Source organism: Streptomyces sp. NRRL WC-3549 (assembly GCF_000721935.1).
Taxonomy (GTDB): Bacteria; Actinomycetota; Actinomycetes; order Streptomycetales; family Streptomycetaceae; genus Streptomyces.
The window spans coordinates 1249-12017 of the sequence record NZ_KL585432.1 but is presented as its reverse complement, the minus strand read 5'-3'; the positions used below and the strand labels follow the sequence as shown (position 1 = coordinate 12017).

Genomic DNA, 10769 nt, shown 5'->3' with positions numbered 1-10769 from the left:
AGCCAGTTGTTCCCCGGTGTGTACGCGAGCCGGCAGCCCGCGGGCCGGGGCGTGTTCATCCGCAGGGGGCAGCCGAACCGCCTGATCCAGACCGTGTACGCGCCCGCGTAGCAGTTCACCTCCTGACCCAGAAGGAACCGACGCCGCATGACCAAGGACGTCATCGCCCTCACCACCCGTATGCCCGACCCGTGGACCGTGCTCGTGGGGCTGCTCTCCGGGGGGCCCGACAAGCTGGTGGACACCCACGGCGACGGCGCCGTCATCCAGCTCTGCGACACGGAGGGACGCCCCCTGGTCTCCGTCGAGGCGCCGCTGCTCGTCCAGGTCGCCGGGGAGGCGGAACGCCTGCTCGGTGCCACGCCGCCGCCGCTTCCGTTCTGGTGGACGGAGGCCCGCGCCACCACGGGCGTCGCCGAGGCGGAACGGCTCGCGGGCACCTTCGCCGCCCGGCTCGCCCACCTGGCCGGCGGCTCGGCCTGGCCACCGGAGGCGGCCCGTTCGCTGGCGGTGGTGCCCACCGACGGTGCGGGTGTCGCCCCCGCCCCAGCCGCCGCGGTGCCCGCCGTCGACGTACTCACCGAGAAGGTCGCCGTCGTCATCCAGGACCGTCCGGTGGTCGCCCTGACCGCATGGCTCGCGGACGCCTTCCGGGCCGCCGCCGAGGCCGGTCTGGGACTTCAGGTCGTCGCCCCGCCCGGGACGACGCTCTCCCCCGCGGCGCGCCACCTCCTGAGCACCTGGCCGTCCCGCTGGGTCGTCCAGGACGAACGGGACGGCTACTACGACGGACTGTCCGGTGCCGTACTCCGCTGGCAGGACGGCCTGTTCGCCCCAGTCGCGGGGCCCGGCGCGACCGCCGAGGACCCGCAGGCCCTGGTCGCCGCCTCCTACCGGGAGACGACCGAGACGGCGGAACGCCAACTGGCCCTGACGTTCCGGTCGATCCACCCCGCCGACGACCGCCTGGTGCTCGGCGGCGGCCTGGAGTCGGTGTGGCGCGAGCTCACCGGCGCGCCCCCGGCGGGCTGGGGGACCGCGGAGCCCGCCAACCTCCCCTGGTCACCGCAGCGCCTGACCGACCTCGCCCACGAGCGGTCCCCCGAGCCGACATGGGCGGTGGTCGTCGGCAGCCCGGACCGGCCGGGGCTCGCCACGGTGCGTGTCACCCGGACGACGGCAGGGGTGGAGGAGGAGGTGACGCTGGCGTTCGGCTACGGGGCGGACGAGGATCTGCCGCTGGAGGCGCTGCCCCGGGCCGCCGAGGCGCTCGCCACCCGCCACCGGCTCCAGTCGATGCTCGTGCAACTCCGCAAAGCCCGCCGCGACCTCGCGGTACCGCCCCGCTTCGAGGGGCCCGGTGTGCCGCTGGCCTTCGTACTCGGCGCCGAGGAGGTCCGCCGGCTCCCCGAGGACCGCGCCCGGCGCACCCCGCTGCGGGCCCGCCCGCTCCAACTGGGCCCGCGCGCCCGCCCCGGGCTCTACTACCCGCTGCCGGGCGACCCGTCGGACCTTGCCGGCTGGCGGGACTTCGAACAGCTGATGCGCCACCTCAAGGGCGCGTGAGGCCGGCTGTCGCCCTGTCATAGGTCCGTCACAGACGGCGCATTGCCGATTGCACCGGTGATGTCCGGGTTGATAGACATGGTCGAACGTTCGATTGTTCGGCCTGCTAGGGGGAGCCTGATGAAGTTCGACATGGGGGCATCGGTCCTGACGAACCTGATGTCGCGTTCGCAGGAGTCGAGTACGGACCTGGGTGATCTGATCCGTCAGCTCATCGCGGCGGCGCATCCGCTGGAGGGCAAGTTCAACGGTGCGGGCCGGGTGGCGTTCGACTCGTTCAAGGAGCGTTCGGACGAGATCACGGCGGCGCTGAACGGTTCGCTGGCGGCGCTGCTGGGCGGGCAGTCGGGGATGGACGCGGCGTTCGGTACGGGTGATCAGGAGCAGGGTGAGAACGCGACGTCGTTGATGGCGTCGGCGAACTTCGACGCGGCCCGCTTCTCGGGCCGTGGCTGACGGCGGCGTCTCTTCGAGGGCGTATCCACATCTTTGGCACGGGGAGTGATGGAGCATGGCTGGGGACAGCGACCGGCGTTCGTACGACACGGGTGCCTCGACCGAGGCGCAGGGCAACATCCAGATGGTGATCGCCCGTCTGGAGCAGGTGATCCAGGCGCGGGACGCGCAGGTGAAGGCGGCGATGCTGGACTTCGCGGCCGATGGTGTGGCCGATGACTACCACGGCAAGGAACTGCGCTGGAACAACGCCTCGCAGGAGGTGCGCAACATCATCCAGCTGCTGAAGACGACGCTGGAGAAGAACGACGCCACGGCGCAGCAGACGCTGGCGCGGGCGAAGGCGGCGGTCGCCAACATCGGTTGATGCGCTGCCGGTTGAGGTGCTGCCGGTTGTGGTGCTGCCGGTCGTGGTGGGAGGAACGTTCCTGCCGAGTGGTGTGGGTTCGATTCACGGGGGTGGATGCCGGTGTCGGCATGGGACATCAAACCGCAGGGTGTGCAGGGGCAGTTGCAGGTCACCGGCACACATGCCGGTGACCTGGAGAAGGCACTGACGGCTCTGGTCACGACGATGTCGGAGGCGGCGACAGCCGCGGGGACGGCGGTGCCGGGGACGGAGGCCTCGCTGCCGTTGCAGGGGCCGGTGCCGGTGGGTGCGGCGCCGTTGTCGCAGCCCACGCTGGGTCCGGTGGCGGCGGCGCTGAGCCAGTACCTCTCGACACGTCAGACTGACCTGAAGTCGATGGCGGAGCGGATCCAGGCGGCGGTGCTGGGGGCGGCGAAGGCCACCAACGCGTACGTGGCCGGCGACCTGGACGCGGCGAAGCACGCGCAGGACGCGGCGAAGGCCGTGCGCCTGGACGTGCTCAAGGACACGCCGGGGGCGACGAAGTGAGCAACACCGAACCGATCGTCCTGGAAGGCATCCCGGTGTTCACCGGGAACCTGGCGACGCTGGATGTGAAGGTCACCGAGTTGTCCTCGGCCGCGGAGAGCGTCGCGACGACGACCGGGGACGTGCACAGCAGCTTCGGCGGCCTGCAGGCGTTCTACCAGGCGCCCGAGGCCGAGCAGCTCTTCGCCACGACGAAGCCGGTCGTGGACACCGGCCAGAAGCTGAAGTCCGATCTCACGGCCATCTCCCGTGCGCTGAGTACGTACTCGGACGAGGTGTACCCGCTGGTGGAGAAGCTGAAGGAGATCAAGCGGGACGCGGGAGCGTTCCTCGTGAAGATCAACGCGGACGACAAGTGGCGCGAGGACGGCGACCTGGTCGACGAGAACAACCACCGCCGCGACGAGATCCGTGAGACGTGGGCGGCTTTCCAGGAAGCGGAGATCACCTGCTACAACAAGATCGTCGCCCTGGTCTGTGGTGTGCCGCTGAAGAAGCACGACGGCTCCGACAGCAAGCATCAGTACGGCTACGACGCCGAGACGCTTGAGCATGTCGAGGGGCTGCCCTGGGGTGATCCGCTCGTCGAGTCGATCCCGGGGTGGCAGGTGTGGGAGCACGCCTGGGAGTTCACCAAGGGCTTCTTCGTCGACGGGGTGTGGGGCACGATCAAGGGCCTGGGCACCCTGGTCGGCTTCGACGGCTTCGACGCGGCCGGCCAGGCCTGGAAGGGCCTGGCCCAGCTCGCCACCGGTGTGGCGATCACCATCGTCCCCGGCGCCGCGGAAGCGTTCTGGACGGCGGACGAGAAGGACCTGCCCTCCTGGCTGCGGGACTCCCGCACCGCGGTCAAGGAGACCGGCAAGGCCCTGCTGGCCTGGGACCAGTGGGGGGACAACCCCTCCCGCGCGGCCGGTACCGTCACCTTCAACGTGGTCACCACCGTCTTCACCGGCGGCACCGGCGCCGCCGCCTCCGGCGCCGGCAAAGCCGCGCTCGCCGCCAAGGCCCTGACCGCCGCGGGCAAGGTGGGCCGGATCGTCGACCCGATGACGTACGTCTTCAAGGGCGCGGGCGCCGGCCTGTCGAAGATCGGCGACGTCATGGCCGGCCTCAAGAACCTGGGCAAGATCGAGACACCGCCCCTCCCGGACAACGTCTTCACCCTCCCCGACGGCTGGACCCGCCTCACCGACGGCACCCTCGACGTCCCGGCAGGCGCCACCCTCCCCCACGGCGCCACCAGACTCCCCGACGGCACCGTCAAACTCCCAGAAGGCACCATCGCCCTACCCGAAGGCACCATCAAGAACCCCTTCGACGAAGGCGCCGCCTACGCCGACCTCAACGGCAACCTCTACGACCAACACGGCAACCTCCTCCAGAAGGGAGAGGACGCCCTCAAGGAACAGGGCAAGACAGCCGACCCGAACACTCCGGATCACGACCGCGTCGAAACCCCAGTCAGACAGCCGGTACTGGTCGGGGCGGGGGCACGTGTGGGCGACGCGGCGGACGACGGGATGCGCATGCGCGACACGGGGCGCGTAGAGGGCGGCCTCCCTGGAAGCAGCGTGGGAGATCGCCTACCCGGCAGTGTCGCTAACCGGCTCCCGAGTAACGCCGCCCCGGGCGACAACCTACCCACCAGCGGCAACACCACCACGGCCGATGGTCACTCTATTGACAACACCGTCTCTGGCTACCGCGACATCCCGCATCAGAGTCCCAAGGTTGGCCAGGACCCCCCGACCGGCGCCAGCGATAACGCGGCCACGCCCGCGAATCATGCAGGAGGTCGCACAGGAAGCGGCGGCCGTTCCGACCTGGCCGCCGGTGAGCTGAAACGGATACAAGATGAGCACGTACGAAAGGCCAACGGCCCGGACCAGTCATGGTTCAAGGAACATTATGATGAACTAGGCCGTCGTCGTCCCTCCCGCAAGACAGTTGACGGCGCTACGCTTACCCAACTGACCAAGGACGCGGACGGCAAGTGGATAGCCACGCACGACCTTCCGAGCGGGCCAATAGAGGTCAAGTTCAACCAAACGCCGCTCGGCGTAGATACAATCCCCGCCGAGAATTTGTCAGAGCTCAACACAGCGGCGAAGAACCGTCGCTTGTCGGTAGACCTCCTTAACGCGGAAAAGATAGCCGAGAAGACACCGTCAAACGCAAACCAAGAAGCCCTCGCAAAAGCACAGGAGGCGTACGCCACGCAGCTCGGAAATCTGCCTAACAACAGTAAAATTTCCGAGACTCTGGGCGAGAAAGCCGCCAGATTGCATGCGATTCCACATAAGTTCCCGGAAGCAGAGTGGACCGAACTCCCGAAGACCCCCAATGGCGCGAACATGTTCGACGCTGTATACAAGCTCGATGAAGACGGGGGATATCTCATCGTGGAGGCGAAAGCCCCGTCAGGAGACCTCGATTGGCGCCAAGGGCGCGCCGACCCGGAGGATCCGGCAAAACCGCACCTCGGGGACGACGGCGGGGCCCAAGGCATGCGGGTAAAGCAGGGAACAAAGCCGTATATTCGCACTATTCTTGCCGAGATGACTCGACGCGGTGACCGGGACGCAGAAATTGCCCAGGAACTCCGCAGCGCACTGACCAACAGAAAGTTGCAATACATCCTGGTAAAGGCCAACGACAATCCGGGGTTCTCCTACACAGGCACCGTAATCGAACATTTTCAAGTCTAATAAATTGGAGGCACTGTGGTTATGCGCATCCCCCGACACGCGTTCCCCACGGAGAACGCGACTGAAGCCATGGCTCCGGTCATCGAGGGCACGAAGGAAGCTCTCAGCATGATTGATACGTCAGAGGACTACCGTTACGACGCCCTCATGATGACGTTGACTACGGCGCAGTGGCACTGCTTGACGGACCCCACGGCTAGTGAATTTCTGACGTGGGAAGCCTGGGTAACGGCCATGCAGACCGGCTCTGCCCTTTTTTCTGCAGGCACGGCGACTAGCGAGCCAGTGCAGTGCAGAATCGGGAGCCGGGGCGAAGTCACAAACCTTCCTGCGACCGGCCCGCAGGATTACCTGCATGCAGGTAATTGGCTTACATCGTTCTACTTGGCAGCCATCTGCCGCGAGAACGAGCGCGCCAACCAATTGGCTCAGGTGCCCATCTCGTTTCTCCGCGCATCCGGCGCGGAGTTCGACGACTACATCTACGCGTGGGTGGAAGCCCTCCAGAACGCTTGGTTCGGTCGGCGGGAGACCTGGAGCGCTCTAGCCGCGGCGATCAGCGGAACCAACCCCACAGCAACTCAGATCGCCAACAAAGAGCTTATGCTGAAGATCCTCTATCCCCCGCTCGAGCTTTTCCACCGATACCAGCGTCAAGAGGCAGACGAATTCAATACGGTGATGACTGAAGCCCTTAACTGGCACAAGGAGTATTGGACCGGAAACGAGGCGCGATCCATGAGTAGCGAGGGTCTTGTAGCCCTCGGACCGCTGGCCATTGCATGCATGGCGTATGACGCCGGCATTCCGATCGAGGTCGAGTCCGAGTACCTCCCCGAGGATCTTCTGAAGCGGAGCTGGATCGGCGAGTACGACACCTGAGCCTGGATCCACCGACCTGATGCCTGTGGACAACTTCTCCGGAAACGAAGAAGTGCCCTGTGACCTGCGATGGTGAGGTTTCCCTCTAGGACCACATCAAGCACGTTCACGAGAGCACTTCCGAGATGCAATCTTCCCATGCAACAGCGGGGGTTTCCGCGCGGTTCGACGACTCGAATCTGATCGCGTACGGCGGGCTGGCTCCGTTGGTGCGCCTGGCCGAGCGGTGCGGGTTGCCCGGTCTGGTTGTCGAGCTGGTGCGCCTGCCGGCGTCGGCCAACGGCACCGGCGCCTTCCAGGCGTCGAAGGTGATGGCGTTGGTCGCGGGGATGGCGGTGGGCGCGGGCAGTATCGACGAGATGGACCGGCTGCGGCACGGCGCCGTGAACGGTCCGTTTCGCGGGGTGCGGGCGCCGTCCACGCTGGGCAGCTTCCTGCGGCCCTTCACTCACGGACACGTGAACAACTCCATGCCGTCAGCCGCCGGTTGCTGCTACGCCTGGCGGCCCACACACCGCTGCTGCCCGGCTCGGACACCATCCGCCCACCTCGATCTGGACGACACCATCAAGCCCGTCCACGGCTATGCCAAGCGGTGCTGATTGTGCGGGCCGACTCCGCCCAGGGTCCGTTGCATGATCAGTTCTGTCTGGAATGCCGGGTTGGTTTGCAGTTGGGGTGGGGCGTCCCGGTCCGGGCGGAGGGCGAATGCAGTGCAGGCACGGTCTCAGTGATCATGTGAGTGTCGAAGCCCCATGAACACTTGGTGAGTCCGTGCCCGCTCCTCCATCTTCCCTCATGCCCTCCGCACTGGATCAACTGGCTCAGGTCACTGCACCGGCCCCGTTGACGGACGCACTGTGTCTGGAGACGATGCCCGACCCGCGAGGTTTTCGCGGACGCCGCTACCTGCTGTCCGCCCTGCTCGCAGCAGCCGCGGCGAGCGTCCTGGCCGGCGCCCGCTCACTGACCGCGATCACGGAATGGGTCTCGGATGCCCCGGCCTGGGCCTGCCGGGCCCTCGGTTTCCCCGTCGACCGGCTGACCGGCACCGTGTCGATCCCGCATCCCCACACCCTGCGCCGTCTTTTGGTCCAGCTCGACGGCGACGCCCTGGACCGGGCGATCGGCGCCTTCCTCGCCGCCCGGGCCACCCCGAGCGAGCCCGGGCTGCGGGCGATCGCCGTAGACGGCAAGGCCCTGCGCGGCTCGCGCACCGCCACGGCCACGCACGTCACCCTGCTCGCCGCGATGGACCACAGCGGCAGCGTTCTCGCCCAGTGTCAGATCGCCGACAAGAGCAACGACATACCCGCCTTCCAGCCCCTGTTGGACAACATCGATCTCACCGACAGCGTGATCACCGCCGATGCCCTGCACACCCAGCACGCCCACGGCACTTACCTCGGCACCCGCGGCGCCCACTACATCGCCCAGGTCAAGGCCAACCACCCCGGCCTGTTCGACCGCGTCCGCCACCTGCCCTGGCAGGAGATCACCCTCGACCATTACGAGCGCACCCGCGCCCACCACCGCAAGGAGATCCGGCGCCTCAAGACCGCCTCCTTCGCGCACATCGACTATCCCGACGCCCGCCAGGCCCTCCAAGCCGTGCGCTGGCGCAAGGACTTCACCAGCGAAAAGCTCACCATCGAGCGCGTCTACCTGATCACCAGCCTGCCACCGGGAGCCGTGAGCGGCCCTCAGCTCGCCGCGTGGACCAGAGGGCACTGGAAGATCGAAAATCTTCTGCACCACGTCCGGGACCGCACCTTCCGCGAGGACGACTCCAAGATCCATACCGGCCGGCTCCCACGCGTCATGGCCGGCCTGCGCAACCTCGCCATCGGCATCCACCGCCAGGACGGCCACACCAACATCGCCGCCGCGCTACGTCACGCCGCCCGCGACTGCCACCGCCCCCTGACTGCCCTCAGCCTCGCCGGATGAACCCGGACAAAACTGATCATGCAACGGACCCTGGGTCAGGTCGTGGGTGCGGCCCGGCAGGGCGGGCGAGAGCCACAGCAGCCGACCGCCGGGATCGGTGACGACCTGCGCGTTCACGCCGTGGCGGCGGTGCTTGTGGGAGTAGTCGGCCCTGCCGTCGCCGACTCGGTCGCATTCGGCGAGAGTGCCGTCGCGCACGACGAAGTCGGGTTCGTGCTCGCGCAGCGTCTTGAGCAGACCCGGTGCACGTGCGACGAGCAGGTCGACGACCGCGCTGGTGTGGCATGGGCGGTGGACTCGCTGATCCGAACCCAGCAGCGATCTTCGCCAGAGTGGTGTGTTCGCGCAGGTACACCAGTGCCACCATCGCGCGCTGGGACGGACGGAGCTTGCAGCGCCGGTCGCCCTCACGGGGGGTGATCAGCATGGTGACCCACTCCACGAGTGCATGCGGCAGGTCGAGAGCGGCAGGAGGGATGACCCACGAGGCTCCCGAGCAACGTGATTGAGACGTCAGACATCTCGCTCAACAGCCCGGGGGCCTCGCTCGTTGCGCTTCGCGGGCCGTCACCCGATCGGTGGCCACAACGAAGAAGCTCATTGAGGCGAAGGCACCGGGTTCAGGCCTCATCTGGCGCAGGGGGAAGGGTGCCGCCGCAAACATAATGGTGAAGCAGGGCACCGCACCAGGCGCTACCTGGAGACCATCATCGCCGAGACGGAAGCTCGCCCTACGCTTTCGGTGACCGACGCCGCGCGGGCAAGGTCTGGACCAATGCCGGTCTGGCGGCCGAACTGAGACCGGCACTCGACAACGGAAACTTGGAGTATGTGATGGTAAAGGCCGTCGAAGGCGAGGGAACGTACGCCGACGCGGTCCTCGCGTATTTCAAGATCTGAGTCGGACAGGGGGAGAGAGCAGTGGCCATGAGCGTGTCCAGGCAGGGCTATCCGACGGCGGCGATGGAGGCAGTCGTGCCCGTCATGGAGAAGTCCCTGGCCGATTCGCTGCAGACCATCGAGGCCTCGCACGGCGCCAGGAGCGCGTCACTGACGACGTCTTTGAACGTGGCGCGCATCCGCTGCGTCGGAGACCCGGACGCGGTGGCTTTGGAGACCTGGGAGTCATGGCTGCTGGCCATGCAGGTGTACTCGGCGGTCTTCGCGGCCGCCTCGACCGACCAGGAGACGGTGACCTGCAAAATCCGACAGGAGGAACGGCAACTCACAGCGACCGGCCCGCAGTTCTACCTGAACGCGGGGACCTGGATCAGTGCCTTCTGTCTGGCGTTGATCTGCCGGGAGACCGCCCGCCTGGACATGCTGGCGCGGGTTCCTGTATCGCTGCTCCGTGACTGCGGTGGCGTGCTGGACGAGTACGTCTACTCCTGGGTGGAGGCCCTTCAGAGCTTCTGGCTGCGACGCGACGACGTCAGCCGGCACCTGGTGCGGGCCGTGGATCTGAGCGCCCCCGAGGAGGCTCGCATCCTGGACGCCGAGACCATGGGGAAGCTGGAGTACCCCCCGATCATGATGTTCTACCGGTACCTGCGCAACGACGCAGCGGGCTTCAACGAGGCTCTGCACGACGCTCTGCGCTGGCACAAGGAGTACTGGACGGCCGACGAGGACCGCACCCAGAACATCGAAGGGGTCGTGGCCATCGTCCCGTTGGCGGTAGCGTGCCTGACGAAGGCCAACGGCATCCCGATCGAGACAGAGTCCGGATACCTGCCGAGCGCCCTGCTGGACTTCGCCTGGCGCGGCGAGTTCGACGCATAGTCTCCCGAGGGAGTGAACCGTGGGTTCGACCGTTCCTCGCCCTCCCCTTCCCACAGGACAGGCCGAAGCAGGTATCGCCGTCCTCCAGGAGGAAGCACAGGAGTTGATCGACGGGCTTGAGGTGGACTCCACCGACCTGGGTGACACCCAGCAGACCACCCTCACTCTGGCCCAGTCCCGTTGCCTGCTGGACCCGCGGGCAGCGATCTTCCCCACGTGGGATGCGTGGGTCACCGCGATGCAGGTCAGCTCCGCCGTGTTCGCCGCCGCGACCACGACCGAAGAGCACGTCCAGTGCCGCATCGCGCACCAGGACCGTACGCTCCAGGCCACCGGCCCCCAGTGGTACGTAACGCCCGGCTCCTGGATCACCGCCTTCTACCTGGCAGTGATCTGCCGCGAGAAGGACCGGATCACCGCCCTGTGCCACGTACCGCTCTCCCTGCTCCAGGAGAACGGTTCACGCTTCGACGCCTACCACTACGACTGGATCGACACCCTCCAGACCTGTCTCTTATACACAT

The 10769-nt window shown here is 67.0% G+C and carries 10 protein-coding genes and 1 pseudogene; 10 read left to right on the top strand and 1 reads right to left on the bottom strand.

The window, feature by feature from the left end:
- Nucleotides 1–147: 147 nt before the first annotated feature.
- The 8 genes from IH13_RS0130720 (at nt 148) to IH13_RS0130685 (ending at nt 8463) form a co-directional block, all read left to right on the top strand.
- A complete protein-coding gene (locus tag IH13_RS0130720; RefSeq protein WP_031089412.1) occupies nt 148–1566 on the top strand; it encodes a DUF6177 family protein in 1419 nt (472 codons plus the stop codon).
- Between the two features lie 120 nt (nt 1567–1686).
- Nucleotides 1687–2022: a hypothetical protein gene (locus IH13_RS0130715; RefSeq protein ID WP_031089410.1), complete on the top strand. Its 336-nt coding sequence runs from the start codon at nt 1687–1689 to the stop codon at nt 2020–2022.
- Nucleotides 2023–2077: 55 nt separating this feature from the next.
- Complete coding sequence (locus IH13_RS0130710) at nt 2078–2389, top strand: pore-forming ESAT-6 family protein (protein WP_031089408.1); 312 nt, start codon at nt 2078–2080, stop codon at nt 2387–2389.
- A 102-nt stretch (nt 2390–2491) separates the two neighbouring features.
- On the top strand, nt 2492–2920 hold the full coding sequence (locus IH13_RS0130705) for a DUF6507 family protein (RefSeq protein ID WP_031089406.1): 429 nt from the start codon (nt 2492–2494) through the stop codon (nt 2918–2920).
- Complete coding sequence (locus IH13_RS0130700; protein WP_031089404.1) at nt 2917–5631, top strand: hypothetical protein; 2715 nt, start codon at nt 2917–2919, stop codon at nt 5629–5631. The genes IH13_RS0130705 and IH13_RS0130700 overlap by 4 nt, the downstream gene beginning before the upstream one ends.
- 21 nt (nt 5632–5652) lie before the next feature.
- Nucleotides 5653–6513 carry an immunity 49 family protein gene (locus IH13_RS0130695; protein WP_234433452.1) on the top strand — a complete coding sequence of 287 codons (861 nt, stop codon included), beginning with the start codon at nt 5653–5655 and terminating at the stop codon, nt 6511–6513.
- Nucleotides 6514–6638: 125 nt separating this feature from the next.
- A complete protein-coding gene (locus tag IH13_RS0130690) occupies nt 6639–7115 on the top strand; it encodes a hypothetical protein (protein WP_051835984.1) in 477 nt (158 codons plus the stop codon).
- 244 nt (nt 7116–7359) lie between these two features.
- Nucleotides 7360–8463 (top strand): ISAs1 family transposase, encoded by a 1104-nt coding sequence (locus IH13_RS0130685; RefSeq protein WP_234433450.1) that lies wholly within the window; start codon nt 7360–7362, stop codon nt 8461–8463.
- Nucleotides 8464–8481: 18 nt separating this feature from the next.
- On the opposite strand, the pseudogene IH13_RS41540 reads toward IH13_RS0130685, so the two are convergent.
- A pseudogene (locus IH13_RS41540) lies at nt 8482–8890 on the bottom strand (transposase family protein); the annotation flags it as partial.
- 500 nt (nt 8891–9390) lie between these two features.
- On the opposite strand from IH13_RS41540, the gene IH13_RS0130680 reads away from it, so the two are divergent.
- Nucleotides 9391–10245 carry an immunity 49 family protein gene (locus tag IH13_RS0130680; protein ID WP_031089395.1) on the top strand — a complete coding sequence of 285 codons (855 nt, stop codon included), beginning with the start codon at nt 9391–9393 and terminating at the stop codon, nt 10243–10245.
- 19 nt (nt 10246–10264) lie between these two features.
- A partial coding sequence (locus IH13_RS0130675; protein WP_199814901.1) for an immunity 49 family protein occupies nt 10265–10769 on the top strand: 505 nt, incomplete at its 3' end.

Bases quoted from the DNA above. Each gene is read 5' to 3' on its own strand.
- IH13_RS0130690 (WP_051835984.1), top strand. From the start codon at position 6,639: ATGCAATCTTCCCATGCAACAGCGGGGGTTTCCGCGCGGTTCGACGAC.
- IH13_RS0130715 (WP_031089410.1), top strand. From the start codon at position 1,687: ATGAAGTTCGACATGGGGGCATCGGTCCTGACGAACCTGATGTCGCGT.
- IH13_RS0130695 (WP_234433452.1), top strand. From the start codon at position 5,653: ATGCGCATCCCCCGACACGCGTTCCCCACGGAGAACGCGACTGAAGCC.
- IH13_RS0130710 (WP_031089408.1), top strand. From the start codon at position 2,078: ATGGCTGGGGACAGCGACCGGCGTTCGTACGACACGGGTGCCTCGACC.
- IH13_RS0130720 (WP_031089412.1), top strand. From the start codon at position 148: ATGACCAAGGACGTCATCGCCCTCACCACCCGTATGCCCGACCCGTGG.
- IH13_RS0130680 (WP_031089395.1), top strand. From the start codon at position 9,391: ATGAGCGTGTCCAGGCAGGGCTATCCGACGGCGGCGATGGAGGCAGTC.